This is a genomic window from Ruminococcus flavefaciens 007c (genome assembly GCF_000571935.1).
Classification (GTDB): domain Bacteria; phylum Bacillota; class Clostridia; order Oscillospirales; family Ruminococcaceae; genus Ruminococcus; species Ruminococcus flavefaciens_F.
In genome coordinates, this window is record NZ_ATAX01000008.1 from 57,398 (window position 1) to 71,392 (window position 13,995).

The 13,995-nt window shown below is 50.0% G+C and carries 15 protein-coding genes and 1 other annotated feature; of the genes, 6 read left to right on the forward strand and 9 right to left on the reverse strand.

Going from position 1 to position 13,995, the window contains the following annotated elements; all coding sequences use genetic code 11:
* Positions 1–8: 8 nt before the first annotated feature.
* The 7 genes from RF007C_RS02050 to RF007C_RS02080 all read right to left on the reverse strand — a co-directional run bounded on the left by RF007C_RS02050 (position 9) and on the right by RF007C_RS02080 (position 5,473).
* On the reverse strand, positions 9–791 hold the full coding sequence (locus RF007C_RS02050) for a class I SAM-dependent methyltransferase (RefSeq protein ID WP_037296792.1): 783 nt from the start codon (positions 789–791) through the stop codon (positions 9–11).
* A complete protein-coding gene (locus RF007C_RS02055; protein WP_037296794.1) occupies positions 788–1,081 on the reverse strand; it encodes a chorismate mutase in 294 nt (97 codons plus the stop codon). Before RF007C_RS02055 ends, RF007C_RS02050 begins: the two co-directional genes overlap by 4 nt.
* A 4-nt stretch (positions 1,082–1,085) precedes the next feature.
* The gene (locus RF007C_RS02060; RefSeq protein WP_082316663.1) at positions 1,086–1,757 is read right to left on the reverse strand and encodes an SAM-dependent methyltransferase; all 672 of its coding nucleotides are present in this window, start codon (positions 1,755–1,757) and stop codon (positions 1,086–1,088) included.
* A 12-nt stretch (positions 1,758–1,769) separates the two neighbouring features.
* Positions 1,770–2,336: an anthranilate synthase component II gene (locus RF007C_RS02065; protein ID WP_037296796.1), complete on the reverse strand. Its 567-nt coding sequence runs from the start codon at positions 2,334–2,336 to the stop codon at positions 1,770–1,772.
* The gene (gene trpE / locus RF007C_RS02070) at positions 2,333–3,799 is read right to left on the reverse strand and encodes an anthranilate synthase component I (RefSeq protein ID WP_019679297.1); all 1,467 of its coding nucleotides are present in this window, start codon (positions 3,797–3,799) and stop codon (positions 2,333–2,335) included. The genes RF007C_RS02065 and trpE overlap by 4 nt, the downstream gene beginning before the upstream one ends.
* Before the next feature lie 63 nt (positions 3,800–3,862).
* Positions 3,863–4,119: a binding site (T-box leader), on the reverse strand.
* A 101-nt stretch (positions 4,120–4,220) separates the two neighbouring features.
* The gene (locus RF007C_RS02075) at positions 4,221–4,634 is read right to left on the reverse strand and encodes a peptide deformylase (RefSeq protein ID WP_019679295.1); all 414 of its coding nucleotides are present in this window, start codon (positions 4,632–4,634) and stop codon (positions 4,221–4,223) included.
* A gap of 23 nt (positions 4,635–4,657) precedes the next feature.
* Complete coding sequence (locus RF007C_RS02080; protein WP_019679294.1) at positions 4,658–5,473, reverse strand: amidohydrolase family protein; 816 nt, start codon at positions 5,471–5,473, stop codon at positions 4,658–4,660.
* A 206-nt stretch (positions 5,474–5,679) separates the two neighbouring features.
* Between RF007C_RS02080 and RF007C_RS02085 the strand changes: the two genes are divergently transcribed.
* Positions 5,680–5,922 carry a hypothetical protein gene (locus tag RF007C_RS02085; RefSeq protein WP_037296797.1) on the forward strand — a complete coding sequence of 81 codons (243 nt, stop codon included), beginning with the start codon at positions 5,680–5,682 and terminating at the stop codon, positions 5,920–5,922.
* 4 nt (positions 5,923–5,926) lie between these two features.
* Complete coding sequence (locus RF007C_RS02090) at positions 5,927–6,925, forward strand: hypothetical protein (RefSeq protein ID WP_037296798.1); 999 nt, start codon at positions 5,927–5,929, stop codon at positions 6,923–6,925.
* 49 nt (positions 6,926–6,974) lie between these two features.
* On the opposite strand, the gene spoIVA is transcribed toward RF007C_RS02090, so the two are convergent.
* Both spoIVA and RF007C_RS02100 read right to left on the reverse strand, forming a co-directional pair.
* Complete coding sequence (gene spoIVA / locus RF007C_RS02095) at positions 6,975–8,450, reverse strand: stage IV sporulation protein A (RefSeq protein WP_037296799.1); 1,476 nt, start codon at positions 8,448–8,450, stop codon at positions 6,975–6,977.
* Between the two features lie 38 nt (positions 8,451–8,488).
* Positions 8,489–10,030, reverse strand: coding sequence for a DUF3794 and LysM peptidoglycan-binding domain-containing protein (locus tag RF007C_RS02100; protein WP_037296800.1), 1,542 nt, complete (start codon positions 10,028–10,030; stop codon positions 8,489–8,491).
* Positions 10,031–10,194: 164 nt separating this feature from the next.
* On the opposite strand from RF007C_RS02100, the gene RF007C_RS02105 reads away from it, so the two are divergent.
* The 4 genes from RF007C_RS02105 to RF007C_RS02120 all read left to right on the forward strand — a co-directional run bounded on the left by RF007C_RS02105 (position 10,195) and on the right by RF007C_RS02120 (position 13,938).
* Positions 10,195–10,431: a putative Se/S carrier-like protein gene (locus tag RF007C_RS02105; RefSeq protein WP_037296802.1), complete on the forward strand. Its 237-nt coding sequence runs from the start codon at positions 10,195–10,197 to the stop codon at positions 10,429–10,431.
* Positions 10,418–11,554 (forward strand): aminotransferase class V-fold PLP-dependent enzyme, encoded by a 1,137-nt coding sequence (locus tag RF007C_RS02110; RefSeq protein ID WP_037296804.1) that lies wholly within the window; start codon positions 10,418–10,420, stop codon positions 11,552–11,554. The genes RF007C_RS02105 and RF007C_RS02110 overlap by 14 nt, the downstream gene beginning before the upstream one ends.
* A 144-nt stretch (positions 11,555–11,698) precedes the next feature.
* The gene (gene cdaA, locus RF007C_RS02115) at positions 11,699–12,589 is read left to right on the forward strand and encodes a diadenylate cyclase CdaA (protein ID WP_037296807.1); all 891 of its coding nucleotides are present in this window, start codon (positions 11,699–11,701) and stop codon (positions 12,587–12,589) included.
* Positions 12,586–13,938 (forward strand): CdaR family protein, encoded by a 1,353-nt coding sequence (locus tag RF007C_RS02120; RefSeq protein WP_019679288.1) that lies wholly within the window; start codon positions 12,586–12,588, stop codon positions 13,936–13,938. Before cdaA ends, RF007C_RS02120 begins: the two co-directional genes overlap by 4 nt.
* Positions 13,939–13,995 lie beyond the last annotated feature (57 nt).

The window sequence follows — 13,995 nt, forward strand, 5'->3', positions numbered from 1 at the left end:
ATTTATATTTATAGTTTACGCAGAATATCCAGCGTATGATTTGAAGCACCGATCAAGTCCTGTCTCTCGCATATGGAGAAATGGTACTCCATGAATTTTTCAAATGTAAAGCTGTCCATAGCGTCGATACATTCACTGATGTAGTTCGCCGCTCCGTCGGCAACTATGAGTTTTGTCCTTTCAACAGGCAGCTCGGAATTAAGCGAGTCTATATCCTCTGTCCGCACCAGCTGAAAGAGCTCCTTGGGCTCGCTTTTGCAGTGCCATTCGGGAGTGAGCATATCGTTATCCAGTACCTTTTGCAGATTTCCGTGAAGAAAAGCGTGCTGTATGACCGCGGCTTCGTTCATACAGTAGGCGACCAGTATGTGACCGCCATTTTTTGTGACTCTCACCGCTTCGGACAGTGCTCTCAGCATATCCTCGCGGATATACAAATGATACATAGGTCCAAGCACAAGTGTGATATCAAAGCAGTTATCAGCAAGCTCTGACAGATCAAGAGCATTTCCCTGTATGGCTTTGATCTTCTCAGTGCCGTCAAGCTTGGCTCTCAGCTTTTCAAGGTTGTGCTCAACCAACTCAACTGCTGTAACACTGTGCCCCTCTTTCGCAAGAGTCACGCTGTAGCGTCCAGTACCTGCGCCTATTTCGAGTATCTTGGGCTGACTGTGTTCCGCGATGCATTCATTGATATACTTCATGGTGGTGAGGTACTCAACCTGTCCCGACTGTGAGAGAAGCCTTCTGTCCTCATCGTAGGCTTTGTAAAAATCTTCAAGGTAACTCATGGCTTGCGACCTCCTGAGTTGAATTTATCCATTTCCAGACTGATAAAGCCCTCTATCATATATTTGTAAACAGTAACTGCAATATCGGACGGTGCTCCGTACTTCCGAGCTTTTTCACCGACTCTTTCAAGAACAGCCTTTACCCGGTCGGGAGCTTTTACGCCGCTCTCGTCCTTTTTGAACTCAGCCGCCTGTCGGACATATTCAGTACGTTCAGCCATAAGCTTTATTATGTCGTCGTCTATCCTGTCGATATTTGCTCTTACCTCTTCAAGAGATGTACATTTCATCGTGTCACCTCCGAATTCTCAGCATCTTATCCGCACCTTTCTGGAACAGATAATCTGTTTTCAGTATCTCCGTCCTGAAGTCACGGCTGAAATACCCGATCACTTTTTCCGTAAGCTTGGTAGCCTTGCTGTCAAGGTCACACAGAGGGAATATCCTCACCTCTCTGCACACCCTCAGCATTTCACTTATAGCGGCAATGTGGAAATCATACCCGAGAGAATCATACATGAGCAGGAAATGGGAGCTTAGCCCTATATCAAAGCTCATATCCTCACAGGGAAGCCTTTCGGGAAGCTCATGGCAGACATATCTGCCCTCGCGCTTACCCTGCTCAAAGTCCTCAAGGAACATTTCCATAGCCGACATGCGTATCTTTTCAAGCTCTTCAACGCTTTTTATCTTATCCCAGACGTAGTTTTCTGAGTTTTCCCTCATCTGAGCAATAATTATATCCCTTACTTCGCTGATACGCGCTCTCAGCTCCTGTGCCGAGAAGCCGTATACAGGGTCAAAGGACATAACCTCCGAGCCTGCCGCGGAAGCCTGACGATTAAAGCTTGCAGGTCCGTCGCCGAAGCCTGCTATCCTCTTTTTCATATCGTCATCGCTCAGCATAAACATCGCTCTGTATTCGTTGATATTCCTGCCCCACGGCACTACCTTTTCAAGCTTCATCCCCATTGACTCTTAAAGGTCTATGAAGTTCTTCAGCATTGTCCTTCCGTCTGGAGTCATTATGGACTCGGGATGGAACTGCACGCCGTATATGGGGTATTCCTTATGCTGTACAGCCATTACCTCGCCGTCGTCGGCAAGCGCGGTAACTTCAAGGCAATCGGGAAGAGTATCTGCATCGGCTGCCAGAGAATGGTATCTTGCCACGGGAGAATTCTCGTCTATTCCCCTGAACAGCGGACTGTCCTTCACGAAGCTTATCACTGACTGCTTGCCGTGCATGAGCTCCTTTGCGTAGGTGACCGTTGCTCCGTAGGCTGCGCAAATAGCCTGATGGCCGAGACATACTCCCAGTGTAGGTATCTTCCGGCACACTGTCTTGGCAGCCTCGATTATGATACCTGCATCCTCGGGGCGTCCCGGGCCGGGTGAGAGGATTATCCTGTCGGGAGCGAGTTTTTCTATCTCCTCCACTGTCATCTCATCATTGCGTATCACCTTTATATCGGGACATATCTCACCGATGAGCTGATACAGATTATATGAAAAGCTGTCGTAATTATCTATGAGAAGTATCATTCGTCTGCCTCCTCTGCCATTTTCAGCGCATTAACAACAGCTGCAGCCTTGTTTATGCACTCCTGATATTCCTTTTCTGGTACCGAATCCGCAACTATTCCCGCACCGCTCCTTACGAAGACCTTGCCGTTTTTCTTATAGGCTATGCGTATGGCGATACAGGTATCGAGATTTCCAGTAAAGTCGATATATCCGATAGCGCCGCCGTAGATGCCGCGCTTGTTGTTCTCAAGCTCCGCTATGAGCTGACAGGCGCGTATCTTGGGAGCTCCCGACAGAGTGCCGGCAGGAAGCACTGCGCTTACAGCGTCAAGACCGTCGAACTCGTCACGTATCTCACCGCGTACAGTTGAGCCTATGTGCATAACGTGGGAATAGCGCTCTATGCTGTGGAGCTTTTCCACCTGCACCGAACCGAACTTGCTTATCCTGCCCAGATCGTTCCTGCCGAGATCGACCAGCATATTATGCTCTGCAAGCTCTTTTTCATCGCGGAGAAGTCCCTCCTCCAGCTCCTTGTCCTCCTTTTCGGTCTTTCCTCTCGGACGGGTGCCTGCCAGCGGGAAGGTATGGAGCACACCGTCCTCCAGCTTGACCAGCGTCTCGGGAGAAGCACCCGCTATCTCCACGTCGGTTCCCGAGAAGTAGAACATATACGGAGAAGGATTTATTGTCCTCAGTATCCTGTAAGTATTGAGGAGACTGCCTTCAAAGCCTGCGCTGAGGCGGTTTGAGAGAACAATCTGGAAAATATCTCCCTCGCGGATATGATTCTTGGCTTTTTCGACCATATCACAGTACTGTTCCTTGCTGAAAAGTGCCGTTACCTCGGTGGTAAGATGTCCCGCAGGCTCTTTCCTGCGCTCTCCGCTGCGAAGGAGCTCAGCCATATGCTTTATTTCCAGCTTTGCCTTGTTGTACCCTGCCTCGCCCTCGTCCAGCCTCATATTGGCTATGAGTATCAGCTTCTGACGGAAGTTGTCAAAGGCTATGACCTTATCGAAGAGCATGAGGTCGACGTCCTTGAAGTTCTCGGTGTCACTGACATCTGTCCTGAGAGTTTTTTCGGAGTAGGCAAGGAAATCATAGGAGAAATATCCTGCCAGCCCCCCCGTAAAGGGCGGAAGGTAATCGAATTTCGGGCTTCTGTATTTTGAAAGTATCTGTCTTATCTGTACTGACGGATCATCTGATGTCATTTTCACATCTCCAATTGTGAGCTGATCTCCCACAGCGGTTATCTGCAATTTCGGATCGAAGCCGAGGAAGGTATATCTTCCCCATTTTTCCTTCTCTGCCACCGACTCGAGCATATAGCAGTGATTCGAGACGTTTTTCAGAGCAGTTATAGCTTCGATGGGAGTACATACGTCCGAGAGTATCTCGCAGCTGACAGGAAGAATATCGTACTTCCCGCTCGCAGCTATCTCTCTGACCTTGCTCAGTTCAGGCATAAAATTCATAAAAAAGCACCTCCGCAGTCTGTACGGGGAAATAAAAAAGTCCCTGACAGACCTGTTTGATCTGTCAAGGACGAATATACTTATCCGCGGTACCACCTTGATTCACGGCTCAGCCGTGCACTTTGCAGGATACTATCATACCCCTGATGATTAACGCACATCCTAACGTCGCAGAATACTCTGAACAGCTTCATAGGCATACCGTTCATTTGACTGCACCCTCAGCGGTCCATTTGCTAACCTGTTTTTTGCCCCATTCTCAGCACCATGGGCTCTCTGTACAAGCATAATTAGCTTTATCTCCGCTTCAACGGTTTGTTTTTTAAATTATAGCACTATATAACCTGCTTGTCAAGCAGGCAAATAAATTTTTTATTTTTAACATAAATAATGCCCCCGCAAGCTCTGCGGGGACGTTAACTCATATGATAATGCCGCTGAAATGATCTATCTCATGCTGAATTATCTCCGCCTCATAATCGCGGAATATGCCTCTGCGGCGCTTGAACTTCTTATCGAGATACTCCACTGCAATAGTCTTATACCTGGTCACGCTGCGTACTCCGCTCAGAGAAAGGCAGCCTTCCTCTGTCTCGTAGGTCTCCTTGGACCTGTCAACTATCACAGGGTTTATCATAGCGACATATTCGTCGCCTATCAGAGCCACAAGTATGGTCTTGTGCACTCCGATCATATTTGCAGCCATGCCCACACAGCGCTCGGAGTTTGCCTCCACCGTATCGAGGAGGTCTCTTACCGTCTGCATATCCGCCCTTGTTGCGGGCTCGGATTTTATACTGAGTACGGCTTCGTCTCTTACTATATCTTTTATCACAGCGATCAGTCTTTCACTGAAAATCAGACTTCAAGTCCAAGGAACGCCTTGAAGTTGTCTGCAAGTATCATCTGGTTTTCCTTCTCGGTGAAGCCCAGCTTCAGGAAGCGCATGAGCTCGTCCTCATGGCTCCACATGGGGAAATCCGAACCGAAGAAGCAGTTTTCGATACCGTACTTCCGTACAAGTGCAGCTGCTCTTTCGGGAGTGATGAATGCCAGTGAACTGCTGACGTCAAATCTCACGTTCTCAAGGCCTGCAAGTGTCTTTTCCGCCTCGTCCCACTGCTGATAGCCGCCCAGATGAGCAGCAAGTATCTGAAGCTTCGGGAAATTGTCATGTATGCTCTTTATACGGAAGGGAGCGGAATAATCGTATCTTGCATCGCCGCAGTGTATGAGAAGGGGCAGTCTTCCCTCCATGAGCTCGTAGATCCTGAAAGCCTCGGGAGAATCCGCATTGAATTTCTGGAAATCGGGATGGAGCTTTACTCCGTGAAGTCCGAGGGATATGATCTGCTCTATATCCGCTTCAAGATCCTCGGAATCGGCATGAGTAGTTCCGAAGCCGTAGAAGCACTTGTGTTTCTCACATTCCTGAGCAATAAAATGATTTATGTTGTTTGTCTGACGGGGACTTGTGGCAGTTGAGCAGACGAGGTACTTTTTAACGCCTATCCTGCTTCCTGCCTCGATGAGCTTCTCGCTGAAGCCGCGGTTATTCATTGGCATATCGTAAAAATGCCCTATGCTGTCAGTTGCCGTATCGGCGATCTTATCCGGAAAAATATGGGAATGAGCGTCGATTATCTCATATTTTTCATATACCTCGGGATTCATTCAAACATCTCCTAAAAACAAATTCAAAAAATATTATACTCCATAATTATTTGTTTGTCAAACGGGAATAAAAGCATTTGCTATAGTTAAAAGAAAAATATTTCTCTGAAATTCAATGGTTTTCCATTGAAAAAGTGCCTGTTTCAGACTACTTATGAAAGCGCTTTCAAAAAAACTATTTTCGTTCTTAAAAGGAGGAACAAATAATGATCACGATCTTAAAGGAAAAATTCTGCTGCTTTGACAATGACAGATCCGTAGTTACAGCGGAGCTTGCAGCAGACGCAAAAAACGACCTTCCCGCTGCAAACGCTATGGCAGGAAGGACACTTTCACAGGGCTCCATTGCCTGGGTTATCTCTACGGGAGCAGTCTACGGCTTCAGAAGCGACGGAAAATGGGTAGACCAGGACACAGGTGAGGTATATGATCCCTCTGCGGAGGACTGAGCCTATGCTGTATGATATGTTCAAAGCAGGCAAGCTCGGTAAAGCCGATGATCTGTACACTCTTCAGGCGGGAAAGCACCTGAGCGGGAACAAGACACCAAGGGAGCGCGAGCTTACGGGGGTACCTCCCCTGCGGCTGCGCTCTGCGGGCTCTCCTCTCATCGACTGGCGTATCAGAGGCGCCGCAGGAGGAGTAGGCAGCCACGGCCTCAACTACCTTAACCAGTCCGAGATCCCTACAGGACGCATAAGCAACTGCTACAACGAAGGCTACATCACATATCCCTACGTCTTCGGCCCCTCAATCCCCGGCGGTCAGGGAAAACCCGCCGTAGACTATAATCAGTGGACCATGGCTGATCCGGGCTATACCGAAAACTACGCAGCTACGGACGCCCGTCCTGCCGCATATGCCAACTGCCAATGGTTCGCCTCTCTGCCCGCGGGGCGCTATAAGCTAATAATAGAGGGCTTCAACAAGGAACTGGGCGAGTATTACGTGACCTTCTATAATTCCGTACTGAACGAAGGCCCGCTGTTAAAGCTCATAGCCGAAAACGGCACCGTAATAGTTGATCTGCCCGATGCAATGGCAGACTTTGTCCAGCCGGGAGCCTACTATCACAAAGAAGTTATCTTCACGGTAAACAGCAATACGAACGTTGGACTTTTCACCAAGATATACTCCTCTCTCATGAGTATGCGTTATATGATAGTGGACGCCTCCGTGGAAGCTCAGCCCTTCACGAACTGGGATTACTACATACAGTTTTCGGGAGTTACCTGCTGGGAGCCCTACAAGCTCTCACTGCCCGTAACTGTACGCAGCGGCAGCAATTCTGCTGTGGTATACATTGATCTTAACGGGAGCCCGCTGGGTGAAAACGATACAGCCAGCCTGACTGATTCGGGAATAAACATCCCCACATTCAGCGGGATAAACACAATAGACGCAGACAGTCCCGTAAGGCCCTCCGAGATGTATATAAAATATACAGTATAAACGTCCTGCCGTTACCTGCGGAAAAGGAGTACCTTATGGTACTCCTTTTTCACAGTATAAAGCATATAAGCCCTGAACAGCCCTCGTTTATGATACGCTCCAGTGTCTCCTGAAGCTTCATACGCGCGTCCACCGGCATCTTGAAAAGCTTGCTGTGGAGCCCTTCGTTAACCAGCTCGTGCAGGGACTTGCCGAAGATATTGCTCTCCCATATTTTCTTCGGATCGTCGTCAAAGCCGTCCAGCAGGTACATCACCAGCTCCTCGGACTGCTTTTCCGTCCCCACTATAGGACTTATGGTGGTATTTATCCCTGCCTTCATGAGATGTATCGAGGGAGCCGAGGCCTTCAGCCTGACTCCGTACTTTCCACCCTGACGGATGATCTTTGGCTCCTCAAGAGTCATTTCCTCCAGCTCGGGCATGACTATGCCATAGCCTGTGGCTTCTACCTCTGCAAGGGCAGGCTCAATGCGCTTATACTTGCGCCGTATTTCGCTGAGCTCCGTGAGAAGCGGCATAAGATCGCTTTCGCTCTCTATCTCTATGCCTGTTTTTTCGCCGAGTATGCGATAAAAGAGACTGCTGTCAAGCTCCGCGTCAATAGTCACAGCCCCCCGTCCCAGATCCATGCTGCTTATCTCCGCCCTGACAACATGAGGACACTCCGCAATGGCAGCCGCCGCAAGCCTTGTTTCACGCACCAGCTTTATGTCCTTTGCAGCTTCCCTTATGCAGTCCATGATGCTGCTTTTCAGCCAGTGTCCCTTCTCAAGGGTATTTATCCAGCCCGAGGTGCGGATATTTATCTCCTTTACGGGAAAGGAGAAAAGTATCTCCCGCATTATCTCCCGTATGTCCTCCTCGCTCATTTCAAGGCAGTTAACAGGTATAACCTTTGCGTCATAGCGCTCGGTGAGCTCCGCTGCAAGAGACGCAGCCGCCGCTGACTCGGGTGAGACCGTATTGAGTATGACCACAAAGGGCTTGCCGAGCTCCCGGAGCTCACGGATAACGCGCTCCTCACATTCCGCATACTCCTCACGGGGAATGTCCGTGACAGAGCCGTCCGTGGTAATGACAAGACCGATGGTGGAATGATCGGTTATGACCTTCTGAGTGCCTATCTCCGCCGCCATATTGAAGGGTATCTCCTCATCGAACCATGAGGTCATCACCATACGGGGCTGTTCGTTCTCAATGTATCCCATAGAGCTGGGAACTATATATCCCACACAGTCTATTAGCCTTACGTTGAATTCGGCGCCGTCCCCGAGATCTGTGCGGACCGCCTCCTCTGGTATGAACTTCGGCTCTGTGGTCATTATGGTCTTGCCTGCCGCAGACTGCGGAAGCTCATCGAGAGCCCGTTCCTTCATGGATACCGACTTTATGTTCGGTATGACAAGAGACTCCATGAAACGCTTTATAAAGGTGGATTTTCCTGTCCGCACAGGTCCGACGACACCAATGTAGATATCGCCTCCCGTGCGCTGTGCAATATCGCTGTATATATCTTTAGTCATACAAATCTCCTTTTTATACGGGAGCTCCCGTTTCTATTTCACGATACTATCGGTATAAGCAGCATACCGCCGCTTTCCAGACGCTCTCCCGTGAGGTCGTTCTCCTCCATAACCGCGCTGACGTCGGTGCTGTAACGCTTGGCTATATCCCAGATGCTTTCGTTCCGTGCGCCGAAATACAGTTTTATGGCGTAATCGCCGTCCCGCTCCTTCTTCATGCTGTCGTCTATGATGATGTCAGTTATACCCTTTACCGAATCGGAGCTGTACACGGAAAGCTTTACGACAATGTCGGATCTTGCCGTAAGAACTCCCTCGGCAGATATTTCATAGGAAGTCTCGCGTACCGCCGCCTCTGCGGACAGGGCAGCTCCGCTGATATCATCGGGAAGCCCTATAGTCTTTTCAAAGGCTTCCTCATGATCGGGCATTATTATCATGCCCGCCTTATCCTTTGCCGCCATGGAACAGGTCAGCATACCGCTTATGACTACCGAGCGTCCGTCGTCTGCTGCGCGTATGTTGATGTTTCTCGCTTCGCTCCACATGGCGAAGATATTCTGCGGAACGTTCTCCCCCTCCGCAAGTCTGATACTGTAACGGAAGCTCTCGTCATACACCGCAGGGATCTGCTCGGCCTGTATTTCCGAGGTCTCAACTGTACAGGGATAGACTGTGGAAAAAGCATCCTCGGCTATCATGGCTGCGGCAGTCCTGACACCGCGGCATACAAGGCGCAGCTCCGCCTCACAGCGCAGTATCCTGCTGCGCTCCTCCTTATCGACCGCAGCAGATGCCGTGCAGCTCACCACCTCGGGAGTCACGGTACATTCGTAGCTGTCATCAAGTCCCTCCACATCGATTATCTGACTGTACCCCAAAGAGAAGCGCATGGTCTCCACAGTGCCTCCTCCTGTATAAAGAAGCTCCACATCAGCCTCGCCTCTGGCAAGGAGCTTTCCCGAAACCAGCTTCTTTTCGCACTGACCTGCTGTGCAGCGGCAGCTTATAATGCTTTCTATATCGGGCTGAGCAGCACTCAGCTCTATATCCTCCTCTATACGGACGCTCTTACCGCCGCTGAGCTTTTTCGCCGCAAATCTCAGCTCCGTCTTTTTCAGCTGGATATTCATGCCCGAGGCGTCGGACACCACCTCCTGCTCTCTCCGCCCCGTTACCCTCACCTTAACGGAAACAGCTCCCCGCAGATCCAGCCGCCGCTTGTTCACAGCCCTGAAGTTCACATGTTCGGTTTTCGGTATAAGCACGATCTCTGCATCTTCCGCATTCCTTCCCAGCTCCACTGTCTTGGTGAAGGCTCTGTGCTGCTCCACGGACTGCACCGCCCCACCGTCCTCTCCGCAGTAAAGTATGCGTATATCGCACCTCAGCTCATAGGTGAGCCTGCTGCCGCTCACCGAGCGCCCCGTTATGACCGGAACGGTATCGCACCGTATCAGGCGGAAAATGTCGGGACAGTAATCGGGAAGGATATAGTCCATTTCCACAGACTGCTCCTGAACGCCGTCATATATCACCTCAGCGGCAGGGACAATCTCTTTTGTCAGTTTAAATTCCATTGTGGGAACCTCCTTGAAAATCGCTTTGTTTAATTGTATTCACCGCGGAGTACAAGTATTCCTCACGGCACGGATAATATCATTATCCCCTTTTTCATCATATAATGAACAGTACCGCAGATGCTTCCCAACTGCGCAGTATGCAGCAGTCAGGGGTGATACTTTTGACTATATGTGTATTTGATATGCCTTCATATACCTACGCTGTCAAGGGGCAGCGGCTGCTGAGGGCAAGAGGCGTTCCCTGCGCACTGAAGCGAAGAGAAAGAAGCTTAGCAAGGGGCTGCGGCTACTCTGTCCATGTTTACGGCAGCGGAGCCGAGGCGGCAGAGCTCCTTGAAGCTTACAGGATCCCCTTCTCCGTGAGGAACAGCGGAGGTGAAGACGATGATAAACTTTGACAACGCCGCCACCACCTTCCCGAAGCCCCTTTCGGTACGCCGCGCCGTGTCAGAAGCAATACAGAACTTCGGCGGCAACGCGGGCAGAGGCGGTCACGAGCTAGCCATGCGCACCTCGGAAGCCCTCTACAGCGCCCGTGAGACGGCAGCGGCCTTCTTCGGGGCAGAGCCCGAGAATACCGTATTCACGCTGAACTGCACCCATGCGCTGAATATGGCGATACAGGGTGTCATGGCAGAGGGCGGGCATCTTATCATAAGCAGCATGGAGCACAACTCCTCTGCCCGTCCCGCAGTCAGCCTCGTCATGAAAAAACAGATAACCCTCTCCGTAGCGGAGGTCTTTCCCGACACCCAGCGCACTGTGGAGAGCTTTCGCCAGCTAATACGCAGCGATACCCGCGCCGTGGTCTGCACTCTCGCCTCCAACGTCACGGGACAGCTCCTCCCCTTCCGCGAGATAGGAAAGCTCTGCCGTGAAAGGGGCATATGCTTTATCGCCGACGGCGCACAGGCCTGCGGAGTGTACGATATAAAGCTTTCACAGGGGATAAACATCCTCTGCACCGCAGGTCACAAGGGACTTTACGGCATTACAGGCACAGGACTTCTCGTAACAGACGGCAGCTTTCCCATTGTGCCCGTCATACAGGGCGGCACAGGCAGCAGCTCGCTGAGTCTTTTCCAGCCTGAGATGCTCCCCGACAGCCTTGAAAGCGGTACTCCAAATATAATCGGAGCCGCAGCATTAAAAGCAGGCATACGCTTCATCGGGCAATACGGCATGAACAGGCTCCGCGCCCATGAGGAAAGACTCTGCTCGCGGTTTATATCGGAGCTTGAGGATATGGGCGGCGTGACCGTTTACCGTGATGTCGCAGCGGACTATGCCCCCATAGTGTCATTCAATATCGACGGGCTCAGCTCGGAGCAGGCAGCAGCAGTCCTTGCGGAAAAAGGCTTCTGCCTAAGGGCAGGCTACCACTGTGCAGCCCTTGCCCACGCTTCTCTCGGCACCGCACAGGGCACTGTACGCTTTGCTCCGTCGGTATTCAGCACGGAAGAAGAGGTCGGAAAGCTTGTATATAATGTTAAAACATTGAAATATTTACCAAATTCGTAAAAAACTATTGAAATTATCTGAATTTGTGGTACAATAATATTATGCAGTATTGTGCAGTTGGCTATGAGGACGTAAGTCCTCATACATAATAGATAAACGTACAGAGTAGATATGTGTAATCTTTCCCCGAGGGGGTGCAGTTAAATGTTCCATTCTTCTCCGCAGGCGGTTCTTGACGCATTTCTCAGTGTCGTTGCTACGTTCAAGCCTATCGACGTCATTGATGTACTTATCCTTACAGGCGTTATTTACCTTCTGCTGAAGCTGATACGCGAGACTCGTGCAGGTCAGCTGGTCAAGGGTATCATTTTCCTGGTGGCAGGATATTTCATAAGCAAGGCTTTAGATCTCAAGGTAGTCAGCTACCTTCTCCAGAAGACTCTCAGTATGGGTGTTCTGGCTATCATAATACTCTTCCAGCCCGAGCTGAGAAGAGCTCTCGAAAAAGCAGGCAGAAGCAAATTCGGTATACGACTCTTCGGTCTGGGCATCAACTCCAACGAGATGAAGGAGAAATGGACTCCCGCCATTGATGCAATATGCGATTCCTGCGTAGAGCTTTCCGCGTCCTGTACAGGTGCTCTGATAGTCGTGGAAAGGCAGGTCCGTCTCGGCGAACAGATCGAGACAGGCACCATACTTAACGCCACACCCAGCAAAGAGGTGTTCGGCAATATCTTCTATCCGAAAACTCCGCTCCATGACGGCGCGGTCATAATGCGCGACGGTATCATACTTGCCGCCTCCTGCTTCCTGCCGAAGCCCGCAAAGGACGCTCTCATCAACAAGAAGCTGGGCTCGCGCCACAGAGCTGCTATCGGCATGAGCGAAAACTCAGATGCCATAGTTATCGTCGTATCGGAAGAGACAGGTCAGATCTCCGTTGCCATAAACGGAGAGCTCACCAGAGACTATACCCGCGATAAGCTCAGGTTGCTTCTGGAGGATCAGATCCTCAATGACAAGACCGAGATTTCTATCGGCAAGAAGAAGCTCTTTTCTTCACGCTCCGAAAGGAGGAAGAAAGAAAAATGATCCTGAACAAGAAAAAAAGCAGTATCAATGAAGCAAAAAGCAATCTTATGCTGCTGATAATAGCATTCATATGCGCCATTGCAAGCTGGTTCATCATTGCCATGACGCAGTACCCCTCCGAATCAAAGGAGATCAAGGAGGTACCGCTGGACGTTGATACAAGCGGCACGTCTGCCTCGGAGCTTTCAGTCATAAACAACAGGACCGACCACGTAAGAGTGACTCTGGACTGCAGCCGTACCGATTACAGCCGTATAACTGCCGATACCCTTACGGCTTACCTGGACTACGACAATATTTCCTCCGCAGGTTCAAAACGGCTCACCGTCAAGCTGAAGAGCAATAACGGCGCCGAATTCTCAAACGTTAAGATCTATCCTCCTACCGTTGATGTAGAGCTGGATAAGATCGTCAAGCTCCCGTTTACTCTTGGGGCAAAGATACAGAACAAGACCTTCGCGGAGGGCAAGGCTGTCTTTGATGAAGAAATAGCCTGCGATCCCGCAGAGGTGACCATAAAGGGTCCTTCCAAGATTCTCGACAAGATAGACAAGTGCTATGCTGTATCCACTGAAAAGGAAACTCTTGACAGCACCGTGATACTCACAAGCAATGAGTTCTGGCTTTACGACGAAAGCGGTAAGCAGATAAACTATACCGAAAACGATCATCTTTCCTTCGAGCCGAACAATGTTAACATAAAGGTTCCTGTGATAGATCAGAAAACGGCAACTATCAAGGTCAATATCACTTCTGCTCCCACCGAGCTGGATACAAGCTGTATCAAGTTCAACATAACCCCCGAAACTATCGTCATCGGAACCCACGATAACGAGACCAAGCTCAGTGATACCTATGAGATATCCATACCTCTGAGCGATCTGGAGCTGGGTTATTCCAAGAACTTTGACATCAGCAGCAAGCTTTCGGCAAAGAATATCATAAACCTTTCGGGAACAGACAAGATCAATGTTACCCTTGACAACGAGGGGCTTGCTTCACGCGAGATGAGCATAAACAATAACAATATCCACCCGACCAATGTTCCCAACGACGGATATGAATATACAGTCATCACGGAAAAGCTCAATATAACGCTGATAGGGCCGCCCGATACCATCAACGGCATCACTGCTGCCGATCTCAGCGCAGAGGTAGATCTTCTCGGTGTAGATACCTCCAATAATCCCGATCTGTTCCAGTATGACGTAACGGTATCCTGTCCGTCACACAATAACATCTGGGCAATAAGCCAGGGAAAGGTAAATGTTCAGAAGGCTCCCAAAGAGAGCACCAAAAGACAATCTCTCCCCTCATCGTCGTCAACAGTTACCACAACACCCAACTGATCCCGTAGCTCCGCTGTTTTATGGCAGCGGAGCTTTTCTTATTTGCAAATCATACAC